Origin of the sequence: Halomonas sp. 113 (assembly GCF_904067645.1) — a bacterium.
GTDB lineage: Bacteria > Pseudomonadota > Gammaproteobacteria > Pseudomonadales > Halomonadaceae > Vreelandella > Vreelandella titanicae.
The window spans coordinates 4870111-4888847 of sequence record NZ_LR881453.1; the positions used below are offsets into that span (position 1 = coordinate 4870111).

At 53.7% G+C, this 18737-nt stretch carries 13 protein-coding genes and 1 tRNA gene; 9 read left to right on the top strand and 5 right to left on the bottom strand.

The window, feature by feature from the left end; all coding sequences use genetic code 11:
- Positions 1–37: 37 nt before the first annotated feature.
- Together YERSI8AC_RS22660 and YERSI8AC_RS22665 are read right to left on the bottom strand one after the other, a co-directional pair.
- A complete protein-coding gene (locus YERSI8AC_RS22660) occupies positions 38–919 on the bottom strand; it encodes a polysaccharide deacetylase family protein (protein WP_027957865.1) in 882 nt (293 codons plus the stop codon).
- Positions 920–1349: 430 nt separating this feature from the next.
- Positions 1350–2381, bottom strand: a complete 1032-nt coding sequence (locus YERSI8AC_RS22665) for a GntR family transcriptional regulator (protein WP_201304260.1) — start codon at positions 2379–2381, stop codon at positions 1350–1352.
- Between the two features lie 362 nt (positions 2382–2743).
- Here YERSI8AC_RS22665 and YERSI8AC_RS22670 point away from each other — a divergent pair, with 362 nt between their 5' ends.
- The 7 genes from YERSI8AC_RS22670 (at position 2744) to YERSI8AC_RS22700 (ending at position 12886) form a co-directional block, all read left to right on the top strand.
- Positions 2744–4264, top strand: a complete 1521-nt coding sequence (locus YERSI8AC_RS22670; RefSeq protein ID WP_159177666.1) for an NCS1 family transporter — start codon at positions 2744–2746, stop codon at positions 4262–4264.
- A 53-nt stretch (positions 4265–4317) separates the two neighbouring features.
- Complete coding sequence (locus YERSI8AC_RS22675; RefSeq protein WP_159177667.1) at positions 4318–5700, top strand: amidase family protein; 1383 nt, start codon at positions 4318–4320, stop codon at positions 5698–5700.
- A gap of 22 nt (positions 5701–5722) precedes the next feature.
- Positions 5723–6025, top strand: a complete 303-nt coding sequence (locus YERSI8AC_RS22680; RefSeq protein WP_159177668.1) for a hypothetical protein — start codon at positions 5723–5725, stop codon at positions 6023–6025.
- A gap of 41 nt (positions 6026–6066) precedes the next feature.
- Positions 6067–7110, top strand: coding sequence for a CobW family GTP-binding protein (locus YERSI8AC_RS22685; RefSeq protein ID WP_159177669.1), 1044 nt, complete (start codon positions 6067–6069; stop codon positions 7108–7110).
- Positions 7103–8326, top strand: coding sequence for an ABC transporter substrate-binding protein (locus tag YERSI8AC_RS22690; protein WP_159177670.1), 1224 nt, complete (start codon positions 7103–7105; stop codon positions 8324–8326). The genes YERSI8AC_RS22685 and YERSI8AC_RS22690 overlap by 8 nt, the downstream gene beginning before the upstream one ends.
- Positions 8327–8843: 517 nt before the next feature.
- Complete coding sequence (locus tag YERSI8AC_RS22695; protein WP_159177671.1) at positions 8844–10907, top strand: ATP-dependent nuclease; 2064 nt, start codon at positions 8844–8846, stop codon at positions 10905–10907.
- Positions 10904–12886, top strand: coding sequence for a UvrD-helicase domain-containing protein (locus YERSI8AC_RS22700; RefSeq protein WP_159177672.1), 1983 nt, complete (start codon positions 10904–10906; stop codon positions 12884–12886). The genes YERSI8AC_RS22695 and YERSI8AC_RS22700 overlap by 4 nt, the downstream gene beginning before the upstream one ends.
- A 277-nt stretch (positions 12887–13163) precedes the next feature.
- Here YERSI8AC_RS22700 and YERSI8AC_RS22705 read toward each other — a convergent pair whose 3' ends face one another.
- Both YERSI8AC_RS22705 and YERSI8AC_RS22710 read right to left on the bottom strand, forming a co-directional pair.
- The gene (locus YERSI8AC_RS22705) at positions 13164–14513 is read right to left on the bottom strand and encodes a DUF6602 domain-containing protein (RefSeq protein ID WP_159177673.1); all 1350 of its coding nucleotides are present in this window, start codon (positions 14511–14513) and stop codon (positions 13164–13166) included.
- A 354-nt stretch (positions 14514–14867) separates the two neighbouring features.
- Positions 14868–14944, bottom strand: a tRNA-Arg gene (locus tag YERSI8AC_RS22710).
- Positions 14945–15088: 144 nt separating this feature from the next.
- Between YERSI8AC_RS22710 and YERSI8AC_RS22715 the strand changes: the two genes are divergently transcribed.
- Positions 15089–16084 carry a TRAP transporter substrate-binding protein gene (locus YERSI8AC_RS22715; protein ID WP_035581763.1) on the top strand — a complete coding sequence of 332 codons (996 nt, stop codon included), beginning with the start codon at positions 15089–15091 and terminating at the stop codon, positions 16082–16084.
- 106 nt (positions 16085–16190) lie between these two features.
- Entirely contained in the window at positions 16191–17156 is a 966-nt protein-coding gene (locus YERSI8AC_RS22720; RefSeq protein ID WP_159177674.1) for a LysR family transcriptional regulator, read from the top strand.
- A gap of 14 nt (positions 17157–17170) precedes the next feature.
- On the opposite strand, the gene YERSI8AC_RS22725 is transcribed toward YERSI8AC_RS22720, so the two are convergent.
- Complete coding sequence (locus YERSI8AC_RS22725; RefSeq protein ID WP_159177675.1) at positions 17171–18562, bottom strand: FAD-binding oxidoreductase; 1392 nt, start codon at positions 18560–18562, stop codon at positions 17171–17173.
- Between the last annotated feature and the right edge of the window lie 175 nt (positions 18563–18737).

Genomic DNA, 18737 nt, shown 5'->3' on the forward strand with positions numbered 1-18737 from the left:
AATTATCGTTATTTAGTCTTAACAATGCTTAGCGGCATTAGCTGCGCGGGCTACGCTTAGCGAAGTCATCGGCGATCTCATCGAAGGTGCAGAAGCGTACACCCTCATGGCTCTGCATATGTTCAATCAGACGTTCAAGCATCATCAGCACTTGAGGGCGGCCCGAAACATCAGGGTGAATGGTCATGGTAAACACCGCGTAGTCGTTCTCGCGGTAGACCCAATCAAACTGGTCTTGCCACATTTCACCCAAATGACGCGGGCTAACAAAGCCATGGCTGTTGGGGGACTTTTTGATGAACATCATCGGTGGGAGGTCATCGAGATACCAGTTGGCAGGAATCTCGATCAAATCGGTTTCCTCGCCGCGCACCAGCGGCTTCATCCACTCCTTTGCAGGCTTGGAATAATCAATCTTTGTCCAGGAGTCGCCGACGCGAACGTAATAGGGGTGGAAATCATTGTGCATTAAGCTGTGGTCATACTTAATGCCACGCTCAAGTAAAAGCTCATTGGTGACTGGGCTAAACTCCCACCACGGGGCCACATAGCCTGTTGGTCGCTTACCGGATAGCTTGGTGACCAGCTCGATGTTGTAGTCGAGCACGTCCCGCTCTTGCTCTCGTGTCATGGCGATCGGGTTTTCGTGGCTATAGCCATGAACGCCAACCTCGTGACCGGCATCAACAACCGCTTTCATCTGCTCAGGAAAAGTCTCAATGCTGTGGCCGGGAATGAACCAGGTCGTCTTCAGGTTGTAGCGCTCAAACAGTTTAAGCAGACGCGGCGCCCCCACTTCACCAGCAAACAAACCGCGGGAAATATCGTCGGGCGAATCCTCACCACCGTACGACCCCAGCCAGCCAGCGACGGCATCAACATCAACACCAAATGCGCAGAGAATCTCTTTTTTAGCCATTTTGAACACCTCGTTATTAATACTTGGTCATGGTGTGCTTGCAGCAGGCGAATGATCACTGTCTCCAAACGCCATAAATTGAAGACTGGACACAACAGTCATTTTTGTCAATGAAGTATTATCGACACCCAAAAATGCTCAATGCATCGTTTCAAACCGCACCAAAAAGGCAAAAAATCGCTAAAAAGCCCGAAAATAAGGCTATAAGCTCGATAAATTCATGAATTTTGACAGCAAAAACCTAGACTGCATGGTGCAGCACATTTTTGAAGGAGAGCTTAAAACTATGGAAACGCCCCAAAATTGGGCATTTTTTTGACTTTTAAATCCAGGTTACGTTTCAGAAGAGAACCCAAAGCGCTAGAAACTGCCCTTATCGCAAGTATCTAGCCGCTTTAACAGAACAACAGGGGCGTTCAAAGAGAGCGGCTCAAGAAATTTTGAGCAGGTAAGGCGGGAGGTCTGGCTCTGGAAAAACTGACAATACCTTTAACCGGCGCCGGGTACGTTCGGCAGCCGCCTGGAGATGTGCTTGCAAACTTGAAGCGGCAGCATCGAAAGCACCAAATAACAGATGATCAAGCACCAGTTGATGCTCCCTCAAAAGGGGCTCGTTCGGGGGCACGCCGACCGTTTGAAAAAACATACGGTTTACGATGACCGGCAGCTGGCTCTGAGCAATCATCTCGCAAGCCTTGCGGTTTCGGTAATGACGCAGGCATCGCTGATGCAAATCTTGCTCAAGGAGAGTGATCGACTCCGCACTCTGCAATTCAGGATGGTCAATCAAGCGCTGAGTGTTTGCTTTCATCGCCTCTAGTTCCGCTTTATCCAGCAGAGGCCCTGAAGCCCTAAGAGCTGCCGGTTCAAGCAGCGCACGAATTTCGAAATCTTCAGCCACTGCCTGGGCAGTAAGAGGCCCCGCCAACCAGTGCGAGTAATTATCTTTTTCTACCAACCGTTGGTTACGAAGGCGTCCCAGCACTTGCCTGGCGACAGTACGGCTGACGCCATAATATTCACTAAGCGTCGTCTCAACGATGCGAAAGTGGCCAAAGGCTAAGCATGTGGCAACAGCCTCTTCCACCTCGGCGTATATGCGGTCAGAAATCGGACGAGCATCGATCTGGGACTTATAGTCAGGGGCTAGCCCCAACATCTCCGGTGTCAGCGTCTGACGCTCCGGCGTGACCGTTTCAGGCTCGGAGGTCGCCAAAAAACCGCGCCCCTCAAAGCGACTGATCACCCCCTCCTGATGTAACAGTTCAAGCGCCTTGCGCACTGGCCCGCGACTGGTTCCATACATTCTCGCCAGCGGCCCCTCAAGCAGCACCAGGCTGGGCGGCAAACGCTGAGACAGAATGGCATCGCGTAACGATTCTTGAATCTTGGCATAGCGTGGAGCTTGCCCTTCTTGAACGTTGTTAGAACTCTCGTCAATGGTCAGAACCACATCCTCCACAAACTTATCCTTCCCTAGTTATTACCAAGACTAGCTATTGCCAAGCCTGCTTACCTATCGCCATCTAAGCAACGGTACATTCAAATTGTTATATCCTAACACCTCCTTCCCTGCCTTTTGAGCCAAGCTAAATCGGCGACAGCCCTCCAAGCATTTTCAAATGCCCCTCGCCAAGACTTTGCTTAATTTTTTTCTATTCAGAACAGAATATTAGATTATCTCAGGCCAATTTGCGCCGCAGAATTATAGCGCACCCCTTGCTAACTAATGATTTTTGTATCCATACTACATTTTAATCCTTATAAAAATGATCACGCCATTGTCACCAAAACTAACTACCAATAATTCAGAGGAACAATGCAATGGAATCCACAAAAGGTATCAACGAACCAGCAACGTCGGCTGGATCAGACAATAGCCACCAGAACTTGCTGGAAGCCTCCATCTTGCCGGTCTGGCTGAATCAGCGAACGATTGGTTTCTTTGGTTTTATCTGGTTATGGATCGGGATGGCCGTCATCATTGCCACCTTTCAGCTCGGCGCGGGTGGTGTTGCTGGCCTGCCACTGGTTCAGGTGGTAGCTATCATCTTTTTTGCCAACCTTGTGCTTGGCATCGTCATGAGTCTTACCGCTGATATAGGTACAGAACACGGCCTCTCTTTTGCCGTCTACTTACGTGCCCCCTTTGGGATCAAGGGCACGCATCTTCCGGCTGTCTCCCGTGGTGTGGTCGCTGCCATTTGGTTCGGTGTACAAACTTACCTCGGCGCCCTGGCCCTTAACGGCATTGTGGAGTACCTGTGGGGGTTTGATAATTGGGTATTGTGGTACGTGCTTTTCGCGGTAGTGCAGATCGTCAACACCGCTCTCGGCATTCGTGCAGTAGAATTGCTGGCCTCTATCGCCGCCCCCTGCATCGTCGCCATCTCAGTCTGGATGTACTTCACGCTCAACGTGTTAGCTGAGACCAGCGGCATCAATATCTGGACGTTTGTTGGCGATCAACAAGTAGTGCCTTTGGCGCTGTTCTTCGCCAACATGGCTTTTTGGTCAGCACTAGCGGTGGATATTCCCAACTTGACCCGCTTCCTACGCACGCCAGGAGGACAACGCAGCTTCTTCGCCCGCAATCGCAACGTTTTCGTCGCACAGTTTCTGGCCTTACCTGCGACCCAGGCCTGGGTTGCGTTGATTGGTGGCGTATCCTTTATCGCGGCAGGTGACTGGAACCCCGTCACCGTCATTCAAGGCCAGGGTGGAGGCTTCACCATGGTGGCACTATTAGCCATGGTGATATTGGCTCAGTGGTCTACCAATAATGCCGCCAACCTGATTCCGGCCGCCCTTACCTTCGTCAATGCCGGTGCACCTCGTATTAGCTATCCTGTCGCCTTGGTCATCGCCGGTGTCATCGGCACCGCTTCCATGCCTTGGCTGATTCTGAACAATTTGTTTACCTTCCTTAGCTACTATGGCGCGGTACTCTCCGCTGTCGGCGGCATTATGGTGGCAGATTACTATATTTTGCGGCACCGTCGCCTTAATGTGCCCGCCTTGTACGATCCCGAAGGCCAATTCCGCTTTTTCAACGGCTTCAATCCAGCTGGCATTATCGCCTGGCTGGCGGGCGGGGCCATGGCACTCATATTCCTAGAGTACGCTTATGCCGTTGGCTTCATCACCGCGTTGGTGGTGTACGTGATACTGATGAAAACCTGGATCCTGCGCCGCTATCCTCAAGAAGAGCTAGAGAGCAATTTTGATGATCGTTTTCTGGCGACATCAGTAGGTCTTAATTGGGTCTACACCGAGCAGAAACGCTTCGAGCGCCTGACGACCGACGACATCCCGACCTCTGCGCTTAAGCGTGAAGATCGCTAAGTTGGCCTTCATCGTCGCTACAGCGCCAATCGACTAACTCGGGGGACTTTTTTATGGCCCATTATCCAAGTACTGCCCTTGCCATCGGCGAAGCCATCAAACATGGCAAGCTCGACCCTATAACGCTGACGCGGCAATGCCTGGCGGCGGCTAAAGACAGTGACGCCGTTTTTATATCGCTCACTCCGGAGCGCGCCATGTTCGAGGCCGAGGCCGCCGCTCGGCGCCAAGCGCACGGCGCTTCGTTAGGGCCGCTCGATGGTGTCCCGATCGCCTGGAAGGATCTGTTCGATATTGCTGGGGCAGTGACGACTGCTGGCAGCCGAGTGCTCACCGAAAAGCCCGCCATGTACGATGCCACGGCGGTTCGCCATGCGACAGCGGCTGGCATGGTATGCCTGGGCAAGACCAATCTGACCGAACTGGCCTACTCAGGCCTTGGGCTGAACCCGCACTATGGCACGCCTCACCATACGCCGGGTAAGGGAGAACCCAGAGTGCCCGGCGGCTCCAGCTCCGGCTCAGCAGTGGCCGTCGCCAAAGGTATCGTTCCTGCAGCAATCGGAACTGATACGGCAGGCTCGCTGCGTGTACCTGCCGCTTTTAATGGTCTGGCATCCTATCGCCCATCCCAGGCTCGCCATAGTCGGCAAGGCGTCACTCCCCTAGCCCATAGCCTGGACACCATTGGTGTCATCGCTACGTCTCTGGAAGACTGTCTGGCCATCGACGATGTCATACGAGGAGAAGAGGTCACAGCGCGGAAGGGTGCTGACCCCGAGCGCACGGTCATCGTGCTGGATACCGCCTATCTGGACGACGAGCGTATCGAAGCAGGTGTGCGGCAAAACCTGGAGCGCAGCGCCGAGCAGCTTATTAATGCTGGCTTTCACCTAGTCAGACGAAAGCTTGCCAGCGTAAGCGACACCCTGCTCCTCATTCAACATCACGGCTGGCTAGGCGCAGCAGAAGCTTACACCGAGTACCGTGAATTGCTGGAAAGTGACGCTGCAGAGGCTATGGATCCAAGGGTTCGGCAGCGATTATTGAGTGCGCAGAAGATGGCACCGGACAGCATAGTGACGCTTTATCGCCAGCGCAGGGCACTTCAAGCGCAGCTTCGCCATGAACTCGCCGGGGCGACGCTACTTTCTCCCACGGTTGCGCACACGGGCCCCCTCCTTGCCCCTTTGGAAGATGATCCCGAGCGTTTCGCTGAAGTGAATCTCGCCACGTTGCGGCTGAGCATGGTGGCAAGCCTGCTTGACTCCCCCGCTATCGCACTGCCTAGCGGTGTGGACGAGAATCAGCAGCACACCAGCATCCAGCTAACGGCGCCTTGCGGAGAAGATGAGGCACTTATGAGAGTTGCACTTGCCGCCAGCGATCACTTGGGGCTTCCCGACTGCGACCCGATAGGCCCGTTGCCACTCTGAATCAACTGTTAAAGGAGCTGTTATGTGCGGATTATGCGGCGTATTCGGCGGTGAAAACCACTGGAGCACTCACATTGAAGACCCTGAACAGGCCCATTACGAGCGTCGCCGAGCCAGGGCCTATCGGGCAGAACTGATCAACCGCGTACTCAAGCCACATCGCCTCGTGCTCGAGGATTTTCAGGCCTCCAGCTTTGTGATTGCCAGCGCAACAGGCAAACGAGAGATTGTGCAGGATCTAGGCGGCATCTGGCGCCAAGCCGAGCTGATGACCGGGCGGGATATCGACCCGTTGGATGAGAATTTTCTGGCATCGTTAAACTAATGCTTAGATGTTTCTAGCTTGCCCCAGAGAGGAGCCGATCAATGAACGACAAGACGCCACTGCTACCGGTTCACGTGATATCCGGCTTTCTGGGTAGTGGCAAAACCACCTTGCTCAAATCGGTACTGGCCAGTGAAGATTTCGGCGACAGCGCCGTGCTGATCAACGAATTTGGCGACGTGGGCCTAGACAACCGCCTGCTGGGAGAAATCGCCGAAGACGCCGTGCTGCTATCCAGTGGCTGTGTCTGCTGCACCATTCGTGGCGAACTGTCTGATGCGTTACGGCGCCTGATGTCACAGCGACAGGACGGCAAAATCCCACCCTTCAAGCGCATCATTCTGGAAACCACTGGCCTGGCAGACCCCGGCCCCATCGCCTCAACGATCACCGCTGATCCTGTACTGCGGCACCATCTGCGCCCAGGCACCAATCTCACGCTGGTCGACGCCCTCAACGCCACCGCCAGCCGCAAGCTCCAGCCGGTGTGGGAATCCCAGATTGCTGTCGCCGACAAACTCGTCATCAGTAAGGTCGACCTGGTCGATCAAGCCCAGCTTGATGAAGTTCAAAGCCTGATTGACTCCATCAACCCGGCAGCGCAGCAATTGGGGCAGGAAGCCTTAAAGCAGGCCAGTGATGAGCTCTTCGGCAGTGGGCCGCATATTGACCACTACAGCTACTCAGAGGTAAAAACATGGCTTGGGCCCTGGCGTAAGCCGCCAGCACCTGACGCGGCTTCTCACCTTGGAGATGTTCAGTCATTCCGCCTCTGCTTCGACGGCGAAGTGGACTGGACGTGCTTTGGCCTTTGGCTCTCCATGTTGCTCAACCGCCATGGCAGTCACATCATGCGCGTCAAAGGCGTGCTGCATGTAAAAGGTGATACCCGCCCGGTGATAATACACGGTGTTCAGCACACCATTCATCCTCCTGAGCACGTAAACGCCTGGCCTGAAGACGACCGCATTTCGGAGCTGATTTTCATCACTCATGGCATCACCGCCAAGTGCGTGACAGACTCGCTGAATACCTTCATGAATGCCGTTAGCAACCACCCAAGCCCCAGGATATTCCATGCATGAAGCTGCATCCCCCAAACCGCTAGCCATGCCCTATGTGCAGCGAGGCCCCGTTACCCTAAGGGTGCTCGGCACCTCGGTGACGCTGCTTGAAAGCATTCGCAAGCGTGCTCGGGAAGACTTGGGCCTTCGCCTAACCTTTGAGGTGCTCGATGGTGTTGCCGCACAGCAAGCGGGGGTATTAACCCCTGACAGCTTCGATATCTATGACCAATGGTTTCACAACGTGGACTTCGTGTGGCCCGCTAATGCGATTCAACCCATTCAGGTGGATCGCATTAAACACTGGGACATGATCAATGACCTCCCCAAGACAGGAAGGCTGACGCCCCACGCCCCCCTGGGGGCAGGCAGTAACCCGGTCAACCTACTCTATGTCCAACCCGATGGCAGCTGCGGTTCTCGCCCCAGTGGGCATATCACCATGCTCCCGGTTAGCCACAATGTGGACAGCTTCGGTTATCGCACAGACATGCTCCCCAAAGGGCTGGATATCAACAAAGAGAGCTGGAGCTGGTTGCTGGACAAGCGCTGGAAAGGCATGGTCAGCCTGCAAAATGACAGCGCCATCGGCGCAATAGACGCCGCACTGGCAGCCAAAGCAGCAGGGCTGGTCGAGTTCGAAGACCTGGGCAATCTCAGCCTGGCAGAGATCGACAGCCTTATTGATTGCCTTATCAATCTTAAGCGTCAGCAACACTTCCGCGCCTTCTGGAGCAACCAGGATCAAGCCTCTTCCGATATGGTTCGCGGCCGGGTCGGCATCGAAAGCCTGTGGTCGCCCGCCATGACAGACCTCAAAAAACGCAACATAAAGGTGCGCATGGCGGCGCCAACAGAGGGCTATCGCGCCTGGTACGGCGGCATGTCAATCTCACGGCATGTGAAGGGGCGCACGCTAGATGCGGCCTATGACTACCTCAACTGGTGGATTTCTGGTTGGCCCGGCGCCGTCATGGCCCGCCAGGGCTATTACATTTCCACCCCAGAACTAACTCGCCCTCACCTATCCACTGCTGAGTGGGACTTTTGGTATGGCGGCAAACCTGCCGCCAAGAGCCTTCCGGGCCCTGATGGCAGCTCTGACATGATTCATCGAGGCGAAATCCGCGACGGCGGAGATTACCAGACAAGAATGAGCCGTATCGCGGTGTGGAATACCGTCATGGATGAGCATAACTATTTGGTAAGGCGCTGGAACGACTTTATGTCGGCTTAAAGTTCGGGCTTCGCACTGGCAGCTAACAGTATGATGGCCATAAGCATACGCCCGCCTCTTGGTTCTCAAGAGCTTACGCGGAGCTCTTGCTTACTCGGCACTTTGTCTCTGCCCACCAGCTACCATCTAAGCAATACTGCTCCTGCAGCACACCCGCCAAAGCTGGAAAATGTTATGAGTCCCAATAGAGCCCGCCACGAAGGAGCGTTGAAAAGAAAAGCTTACGAGCCTCATCCTACTTCGGCAGCTTGTGCTAGGCTAATTTCAGTAGAGAGTTGAGCTCGTGCCCGAAAGCTAAAAGGCAGCGTATAGCTATGCAGCATAAGACTGAAAACGACCCAAAGCGGAAGTTGGTGGAGGGCGGCTAACGGCCAGGAGCAGACAGTCATCACAAGAGATTGGTTTCGCCCGATAGATCATGTCATAAATCTACCAGTCATCAGGGATCAGCACTGGGTTGGCAGAAATGGCCAAGATAGGCGTCCCTGCCTCGTCATGAGTAACAGGAAGCGTCGCTGTGTACCTATCTGTTTTGAAACTAGAAAATTTCCGCCAGTTTGGCCAGGCCAACCATGGCTTGGAGGTCGCCTTCAACCCAGGTGTCACCGCGCTGGTTGGAGAAAATGATGCAGGTAAAACGGCAGTCATCGATGCGATCCGGTATGTACTGCAAACCCGTGATGCCGAATACCTGAAGCTGCAACTAGAAGATTTCCATATCGATAACAGCGGAGCTCAGGCCAGCACCATTACGCTGAGGTGCACATTAGATGGTTTGAGTAAGGCCGAACTGGGTGCGTTCGCTGAGTATGTTACTTACAAGAACAGCGTAGGTCGGCTGCACATCCATTGGTCAGCCACGCGCGTCCAAGGCTCAACGCTCACCCGCAGATGGGTGGATATTTCAGTGCGTTCCGGAGAGAACGGGGAAGGGCCGTCCCTGGATGCAGGGGCCCGTCTTCTGCTCGCCACTGCGTACTTGAAACCATTACGTGATGCGGAGCGCGAGATGTCGCCAGGCCGCAATTCTCGGCTCTCTCAGGTCTTGAGCAGCTTCCCAAACATCGATGTCGGAAACGCTTTCGATACCGCCACCCCGCCTGCTAGCCCCGTTGATGCAGAAGCGTTGAGCATTGCTGGTATGGGCGACTACATGCGGTATCTGGTGAACAAGCACAGCGCTATCGTCAGCGCTGAACATGCTATCAACCAAAACTACCTGGCCCCGCTTTCTCTTGCGGGACGGCCCCTGACAAGCCGTATCAGTTTCGGCGAGGGGGGTACCGAGGATGCGAGGCTGAAACAGATCCTTGAGCGCCTAGAGCTCGGACTGCTTAATCACGCTTCGAGGGAGTCTCGGGGCGTGTATGGCCTGGGCTCGAACAACGTACTATTTATGGCCTGCGAGCTCCTCCTGCTTGGAAAAGAGCCGGACGGCCTGCCGCTGCTATTGATTGAAGAGCCTGAGGCTCACCTGCACCCGCAGCGGCAACTGCAGCTTATGGAGTTTCTTGAGAAGGCCGCGAAACCTGAGGATGGTTTGAGACCGGTACAGGTGGTTCTGACCACACACAGCCCGAATTTAAGCTCAAAGATTCCGATCCAGAATCTTGTGCTCATGCATCAAGGGCACGCGTTCTCCCTGGCTGAAGATCAGACCTGCTTGGGCGCCGATGACTATCGGTTCCTGAGTCGATTTCTAGATGTCACGAAAGCAGGATTGTTCTTCGCCAAAGGGCTGTTGGTGGTGGAGGGCGATGCTGAAGCGATCCTTCTGCCAGCCCTTGCGCGTATGCTTGGAAAAGACCTGACCAAGCATGGTGTGTCGGTGATCAATGTGGGCGGCGTAGGGTTGCGGCGCTACTCCAAGATCATGCAGCGTCGAGATACGAGCAAGGGTGAGATCTCCATTCCTACGGCGTGTATTACCGATATGGATGTCATGCCTGACTGCGCGCCTGAGATTCACGAATTGGTAACGGGGCCGACTGATCCCAAGTGGAGCAGTACTAGCCGCCGCTGGAAGGCTGTGCGTGATTTCGGCGCGAATATTGCAGAGCAAGAAGCCGGTATGGCTGAGCATCGTCAGAAGCGGATGGTGAGCGACGGACAGTGCGTTCGAACCTTCGTAGCAGACCACTGGACACTCGAATATGACCTGGCCTTTTCCGGTCTTGCGCTTGAAGTGCACGCGGCAGCTTACCTAGCGATCAACGAGGAAAAGGTTGATCAGGGGAAGGTGACTAGAGCAGCTCTTTTGGTTGAGGCTGAAACCGCATTCAAGGCGATTGAGGCAGCCCACTCCACCAAGGAGGCCAGGTGTTCGGCTGTCTACAAGCTGGTCAAGAAGGCCTCCAAAACCATTACTGCCCAGCACCTGATCGACCTGATAGAAGACCGTTTCGAGGCTAAGACGCTGGATGCGACAACTCTGCGTGACTCGCTATCAAAGTCTGTGATTCACGCGATCGAATACGCCACCAGTGGCTCAGCAGTACCGCCGACGGGGTCTACGGTCACGCCGGTTGCCACGGGCACTGTAGCCGGCACTTCAGCAGCTGTTGAGGAGAACGAGGAATGAACCTGACCCAGCTCATTGATCCGATAACCGACGACGATGTGGAGTGGGTCACCAATCTCATGAAATTGGAGGCATTAGACGAGCCTAGGCGCAGCTTCCTGAAGTCCATGAGCTCACTGGACGTCTCCGCTTGCCCTGGCAGCGGCAAGACCACATTAGTGGTGGCCAAACTGGCGATCCTCGCTCGCCATTGGAAGAGTCGAACTCAGGGTATCTGTGTCCTTTCACATACCAACGCAGCGCGGGAGGAAATTGAACATCGCTTGGGAGGCTCGGAGATTGGGCAACGTCTGCTTCGCTACCCACATTACATCGACACTATCCATGGCTTCACTGGGCGATTCCTTGCTTCACCATGGCTTCGATCGGAAGGCATTACCCTCACGGCCATCGACGATGAACTCACACATGCTGCTCGTAGGAAAGCACTGAAGCCCTGGGAATACGCGGGCATCAAGACCGCTTTTGAATCGGCACACCTCAAACTCGAAAAGTTGCGCTTGCGCACTGTCGATTTCGACAACCCGCTCACAGGTTCCAGTTTCAAGTTCGGGGCCCACACAGACACCTACAAAAGGGTCTGCAAAGCGATGTCTCATGCAGCGAAGACGGGGCATTTTTGCTTTGATGAAGTGTTCGTGTTGGCTGATGCGCTGCTGGCTCAAGAGCCTGCGGTAGCTAGCGCTTTGCGAGCACGTTTTCCCTGCGTTATGGTCGATGAGATCCAAGATACGCGGTACGAGCAGGCCGACATTCTGAGCAAGGTCTTTCCGCGCCAGGATCCAGATGTTTGTGTCATCAGGGTTGGGGATCCCAACCAGGAAATTTTTGAAGAGAAGATGGAGCTGCCGGAGCCGTTTCCCGATCAGTCGAGCACCATGGAGATCGCCAGTAGCTTCCGTTTCAATCAGTCGATCGCGTCAATCGCCAATCCCTTTGCTTACCTGCCGATCACTGGTGGTTTGGTAGGGTTAAGGCAGAGTGGTGCCAGCCTGCCTGCTCCTAATACCATCATCGTCTTCCCTGATGGCGATGTGAGCAACGTGCTAGATACCTATGGGCAGCTATTGATCCAGCACCTACCTGCAGGTGTGCGGAGGTCAGGTGTCTATGCGGTTGGAGCGGTACATCGGCTGGACAATGACAAGCCAGAGCATTACCCCAAAGCGGTTGAGCATTACTGGGCACCGTATCAGTCAGAGGTTAATAAGCCTTCCTTTAAGCCACGTACATTTGCAGAGGGTGTACACATCGCTCGTCGATATGTTGCTAAGGATGCAACTGCGGCTTCAGGCGTGGAACTGATTGCGTCCTGCTTGTTGACCCTTGTGCGCCTGGCGTTTCCCCGTGACGCGATTGTGGCGAGGTCTCGCAGTCATCAATGCGTCGAACAGCATCTTGCCGGGCGTCCTGGAGTGGCCGCTGCATATCGTGGATGGCTCGAACGGCTGTTGTTTAGCCCCACTGGTTTTCCTCAGGCGGAATGGGATGCAACGGTTGCCTCAGGCTTAATGGATCTTGCGGCGGAGTTGGTGTTTTCTGATCAACGGATGGCAGCAACGGATGCTGAAGCCTACCTTGCCTGGTCACCTGCTCCTCAAGTAGGAGACCCAGGCGACAACGTTGGTGCGCTGCTCAACACATACAGGTTTGAGACCGGTTCTGAGCACGTGAACATCCGCTTGTCTTCGATTCACGCCGAGAAGGGTAAAACGCATGCTGCCACCCTGATTCTGGAAACGTACAACCGCACTCACTTCGTCAAAAAGCTCTTGCCGTGGCTTGAAGGCAAAGCCTCAGCTGCGCAGCGTCCGAACGAGACGGCGAAGAAGAGCATGATGCTCATGTACGTGGCGATGACCAGGCCGACTCATATGCTTTGTCTGGCCATGCGCAAAAGCTCGATGGGTGAGGGTAAGGCCGAGACCAAGAGGAGGACAGCACTGCAGCAGGCAGGTTGGGCAATTATCGACATTTGATACGGCCACGTGGTTCGCCGTTTAGATCAGTGAATCGCCCCTAGTTTCCTAAACACCCAACGACCGCTTTTGGCCGATGTCTGCCTGCCACGAGACCTCTTTGAGTCGGGTGTAGCCGGTCGTGTCAGGCGGCGTCGAGCCACAGCTGCCTGCCTAATATAATAGCTAGCAGTTGATAGGTGCTGCCACAGCGTGCAAGTTCATAACCTTGGAGCAGTTTTGGTAGCAATTCACTATCGAAGCTGCTTTTCGGACTAAAGTAATTAAAGTGAACTTTTCAGGCTGTTCCGAAGTTATCATATCCCTCAATCCAATTCTGTGCTGATAGAATTAGATTTTCCATTTTGTCTATAGAAATCTCGTCTTCATCTCCCTCATCGACTGCGAAGTAAGCTCCCCAGCTATCGTCCTCATGCCTCAGATCCTTTACTTCAGTTGTATAGGTATCTTCGCCAAGCATTTGGTCCATGTAATCGATTTTAAAAGGTTTCATTCCGCCATATTTTAAATATGATAGTAAGCATTGTATAAAAAAGCTGGACTGACTTTCGAGTTCAGTTGCGCTTTGCTTTGAGTATAGGCGTGGAGTCAGCCTTTTATTTTTGTTGCGTATGTATTTGGTGTAGGTGAAAGCTTTTTTATTTACGCACATGCAAGTTAAGTGCTGGAAGGGTGAGCATATCAACTCTCCAGGAGCACCTTGAGCATGGGCATTGTAGTTCGTGTAAAAGTCGGAAATCGTACTATATAATTTATCCTTGGTAAGATCACTCTCGAACGCAAATATCCCTTTGAAAAAAGGGGGTTGATTGTCATCAAATAAAGAAGCCAAGTGCAGCAGCTCAAGTGCTGAGTGGAGGTTGCCGGTTGTCAAATTGGTTTTGACTTCGATAACTGCTCGTACCGATTCTTGGGGTACTATTACCAGATCGCCTTCACGAAATAAGGGTGCGTAATCGATTCGATCGTATATCAAAAGATCAATTTGCTTCTTGAAGCCGTGTATAAACCCCGTCGCTATGTGATATCGCTCCGGCAAATGCTTTCGTAGGGAGTTCTGAAGTAGGTTTTCGCGGTATGTTCCCACGGTTGGTCCGTGATCAATTATATATCGGACTCGTTGGCTTAGTGACTCTAGCTCTCCAGCAATTGTTGCGGAAAATTTTCGCTGATTCTCGCGCGCCTTGTAGGATGGAGAAAGATTTAATGAGACACTATTCTTCTTTAAGTTTGGTATTATCATTCCACTCGCTACAAGGCACCGAAGAACCCAAGGAATGTCTGATTCGTTGCACCGGTACTTATCTTTATGCTCTAAAATTAGTTTTGATATATCCTCCAATGATAGTGAAATATGTCTACTCAGGTGAGCAGAGGCTAAGTCGCCGATACGCTGCATCCAATCGCCAAGCTTCCTGTATTTATTGTAGGTGAAAAATGAAAACGGATATATTTTCAGTTTGTAGGCTTCGTCAGCCCGAAGCTTTATTACATGTACTTCACTAAATGGTTCAGACGAGAGGTTGAGGTAGTAGTGAGTGTTAGTTATATGGTTAATTTTATAGGTTGAGATGGAGTCCCAACTGTCGTCCATGTAAATATATATATCTTGAGTATTTGGCTGCATCGGGAATCCTTCGGTTGATGCGTAAAACGCCCCGAGCTGCTACCACAGCGCAGTGCTCGATGACTGCTTGCTTGCCCTTGGGATTTATTTAATAGGGAAAACCCATTAGGCACGAAGAAAGTATAAAGCTAGTGACTCTACTAATACTCTATGTTTTAACTAATTACTGAAGTGTTGCTTCGCAGCTCTATTACCTGTGGTGGCAGGATATTATGAGCAGAACGACCACGCTTTTGCATGGGTGAATTGACACTAGCAAACTGCCACTCTGGCGTCCACTGTCTACTTCTGGCCGAAAGCAGCTAAACAAAAAAAAGGGCCTGCGATTTCTCGCAGGCCCTTTTTTTTGCAATTTGGCGCGCCCGGCAGGATTTGAACCTGCGACCCTCGGCTTCGGAGGCCGATACTCTATCCAACTGAGCTACGGGCGCTTGTGGGTGCGTATCGTAACTGTGCAGGGGCGCTGTGTCCAGCCGTATGGCGCTTGAGTACCTTTAGTCAATTGACCGTTTTCCCTGGTGTGGTGCATGCTTTGGGAGCACTTCTGCACCTTAGTCCATTGGGAACACAATAATATGAAAACATTTGCACGTAGCACGCTAGCACTGGGCATCTCACTGGCGCTGGTGAGCGCCGCGAACGCCGCTGATTTTGCTGATATGGATCCTGTTACCCTGCGCTTGGCCCACGTGGTCAACGAGCAGGATGGTTTTCACATCGCCGCCACCAAGTTTGAAGAGCTGGTGGAAGAGCGCACCGACGGCAAGGTGGATATCGAGATCTACCCCAACGCCACCCTGGGTGACGAACGCACGCTGCTGGAAGGCATGCAGATCGGCACCGTGGATATGGGCGTGATCACCAACGGGCCGGTAGCCAACTTTGTCGAAGAGATGGCGGTGTTCGAGCTGCCGTTCCTGTTCCCCTCCCCGGAAGCCGCTTACGAAGTGCTCGATGGCCCCATTGGCCAGGAGCTGCTGGACAAGCTTTCCGAAGTGAACCTGAAAGGCATGGCCTACGCCGAGCGCGGTTTCCGCAACCTGACCAACAGCGAGCGGGCGGTGAACTCGCCGGAAGATCTGGACGGCCTGCGTATCCGCGTGATGGAGAACCCGGTCTACACCGACACCTTCCGCGAGCTGGGCGCCAACGCGATTCCCATGGCGTGGACTGAAGCTCTCACCGCCATGCAGCAGGGCACTATCGACGGTCAGGAAAACCCGGTGAACGTGATTCACTCGTTCAACCTGGATGAAACCCAGAATTACATGACCCTCTCCCGCCACACCTATGCGCCGGCGATTTTTGTCATGGGTATGCCCGCCTGGAACCAACTGCCTGAAAATGCCCAAGAGGTACTGCTAGCAGCGGCACAGGAAGCGGCTGAGCATGAGCGCCAAGTGAACGCAGAAATGGAGAGCGAACAGCTGCAGGCCCTGCGCGATGCGGGCATGGAGATCAACGACGATCCAGATATGGAGGCCTTCCAATCTGCCGTCGCGCCGGTGTATGAGAAGTACGGCGAACAGTTCGGTGATTACCTGCCGCGCATTCAGGAAGCGCTCAAGTAATTTGCTTCCCATCAAGGCAGCCCGACAGTAGATAAAATGCTTTTACAGCAGTGGCTGAGGGCTGTTCCTGCGCCGGAACGGCCCTTCCAACCAAGAGACACGCCTGATGGCTGACACCACCCATACGAAGCTGGCGAACAGGCTCAATAAGATAAATCTCAATTTACTATTGGTTTTTCACACACTGTATTGGAAAAGGAGTTTGACACTCACCGCACAAGCGCTCTGCCTGACGCAACCGGCCGTCAGCCACTCGCTGAAAAAGCTCCGCCTGTTAATGGACGACCCGCTTTTCATCAAGACGCTGGAGGGCATGCAACCGACCCCGCTTGCCCGGCAGATGGATGCCGCCGTAGCCAAAGGGCTGTTCTATCTCGATCAGGCAGTTCACAGTAGTAATGAGTTTTCGCCTGCCACATCAAAGCGGGAATTTCGGGTCAGTTTGGTGGACTATGTCAGCCAACAGCTGCAACCCAAGCTTATCCAGCACTGCTTGGAACACGCGCCCGATGTGTGTTTCAACATGCTCTCCACGCGTATCGCAAGTGCAGAAGGTGCCCAGCAAGTCCTTCAAGAGCACGATATCGACCTGGCGGTGGTGCAGTTCGAAACCTTGCCGCTCACCTCGCATCATGAGTACCTGTTTGACGATGTGATTGGCTGTGTAGGTGATGCGATATTTCATGGCGAGAGCAGCGCCATTACCCTTGAGGCTTTTTTAAACTCCCCCCAGGTCGCTTTGTCACATCGTGAGGACAGCCCGCTGTTAATTAATGAAAAACTGGGGGAGTTGGGGTTAGAGCGGAAAATCGTCGCCAAGACGCCCTACATCAATCCGCTGCAGGAAATATTGGTGTCCACAGCACTGCTCTGCGTGGTGACAGAGAGCGCGGCCAGGGTCATTTGCCGCAACAATAGCTTGAAGTTCTACGCTCTGCCCCTGGACGTACCGGCGTTCAAAGTCTGCCTGTGCTGGGATGAAAGGAAGGATCACGATCCTGGCATACACTGGTTGCGGCAATTAACCCGGGAACTGATGACACCAGCCCCCTCCGCCCTGGGCGACCCTTAATCAAACCGCCAAACTCACTCCACTGCCACAACCTTGCCTCGATTCAACAGTAGCTTGGGATCCAGAGCGACTTTCATGCGCTTCATTAAAGCGATCTCTTCGCTGGAGCGGGAAATATTTAGGTAATCGCGTTTTTCGAGACCAATGCCGTGCTCGGCAGAGATCGAGCCGCCGTACTCTTTAAGGGGCGAGTAAACCAATTGCTCAACTTGGCGGCGGCTCTGCGAGCTGTCGTCGCGCACCGTGATCATGATGTGCAGGTTGCCATCGCCAAGATGGCCGAACACGATCATTTTTCCTGTTTGCGGAAACTGCGCCTTGAGGTTTTGCTCCAGGGTATCAACGTACGCGTCCATATGGGGAATCGGCAGACTGATATCATAGGAGAACATCGGCTTCAGCTGGTGCACCAGCACTTCGATATCCTCTCGGATCGCCCAGATACCCTGGCGTTGGGCACCGGAACTGGCTAGCACGGCATCGGTGATCAAGCCGTCTTCCATCGCCTTTTGCAGAATCTCTGAGAAGTGCTCCGCATCCTGGGCGTCATCTAGCCCCAGGGTTTCGATGATCGCGTAGAAAGGCGAGTCGTCGGCCAGCGGGGGCGCGTGCTTGCCGCTCTCGGTGGTCACCAGCTTGTAGTGGCTATTCCACAACGCCTCAAAGGCGCTAAGGCTATTGGCGAGCTCTTGGGAGACTCGTCGCAACAGCTGGGTCAAGGCATCGAAGGAGGGCACCGCGACCAGCGCGGTTTGCTCGCTGGGCATATGGGGCTGTAGCCGGAGCACGGCGCGGGTGACGATACCCAGAGTGCCTTCGCTACCGATAAATAGCTGTTTTAGATCGTAGCCTGCGTTGTTCTTGAGCATTTTATTCAGCGAGCTGACCACGGTGCCATCGCTAAGTACGGCTTCCAGACCCAGCACTTGCTGGCGCATCATGCCGTAGCGAATAACCCGTATTCCCCCCGCATTAGTGGCGATATTGCCGCCAATGGTGCACGAGCCCCGAGCGCCAAGGTCGAGCGGAAACTGCATATCGATCTCCGCCGCGGCTTCCTGCACACGCTGGAGCGTCACCCCGGCCTGAACCTGAATCGTAGAGCCAACCAGGTCGACCTCTTCGATCTGGTTCATCAGTTCAAGAGAAACCACCAGTTCCTCAGGGCTGGCTTCCCCACCGTGCACAATGCCGGTCATGCCGCCATGGGTCACCACCAGTTGGTCGGCCTGGTAGCACAGGGCCATGACCTTGCTAAGCTGTTCGGTGTTGCGGGGCCTTACAATGGCTTTGGCACGACAGGGCGCCCCAGTAAACCAATCGACGCTACGCTGGGAGACATCTTCACCGAGCAGCACGCCTTCTGGGCCGACTACCGCTACTAGGTCGTTAAGCAACTTATCCATTGGTTATTCCTGTTTTAGCTGGCGTCGCCATGGCTATTGGTTAGTAAGAACATGGTTAGCAAGACTCACCACCGGCCAAGCCTTACCATCGCTTTCCAAGGCAGTTAATCAATCGTCAATGCTTGCAGGCTATCGCTAACCCTTAAATCACTCAAGCCTAAGATCTATAAAGATT

Excerpts from the sequence above, each read along its gene's own strand:
- YERSI8AC_RS22660 (WP_027957865.1), bottom strand. The coding sequence starts at position 919 with ATGGCTAAAAAAGAGATTCTCTGCGCATTTGGTGTTGATGTTGATGCC.
- YERSI8AC_RS22670 (WP_159177666.1), top strand. The coding sequence starts at position 2,744 with ATGGAATCCACAAAAGGTATCAACGAACCAGCAACGTCGGCTGGATCA.
- YERSI8AC_RS22675 (WP_159177667.1), top strand. The coding sequence starts at position 4,318 with ATGGCCCATTATCCAAGTACTGCCCTTGCCATCGGCGAAGCCATCAAA.
- YERSI8AC_RS22680 (WP_159177668.1), top strand. The coding sequence starts at position 5,723 with ATGTGCGGATTATGCGGCGTATTCGGCGGTGAAAACCACTGGAGCACT.
- YERSI8AC_RS22685 (WP_159177669.1), top strand. The coding sequence starts at position 6,067 with ATGAACGACAAGACGCCACTGCTACCGGTTCACGTGATATCCGGCTTT.
- YERSI8AC_RS22690 (WP_159177670.1), top strand. The coding sequence starts at position 7,103 with ATGCATGAAGCTGCATCCCCCAAACCGCTAGCCATGCCCTATGTGCAG.
- YERSI8AC_RS22700 (WP_159177672.1), top strand. The coding sequence starts at position 10,904 with ATGAACCTGACCCAGCTCATTGATCCGATAACCGACGACGATGTGGAG.
- YERSI8AC_RS22705 (WP_159177673.1), bottom strand. The coding sequence starts at position 14,513 with ATGCAGCCAAATACTCAAGATATATATATTTACATGGACGACAGTTGG.
- YERSI8AC_RS22715 (WP_035581763.1), top strand. The coding sequence starts at position 15,089 with ATGAAAACATTTGCACGTAGCACGCTAGCACTGGGCATCTCACTGGCG.
- YERSI8AC_RS22720 (WP_159177674.1), top strand. The coding sequence starts at position 16,191 with ATGGCTGACACCACCCATACGAAGCTGGCGAACAGGCTCAATAAGATA.
- YERSI8AC_RS22725 (WP_159177675.1), bottom strand. The coding sequence starts at position 18,562 with ATGGATAAGTTGCTTAACGACCTAGTAGCGGTAGTCGGCCCAGAAGGC.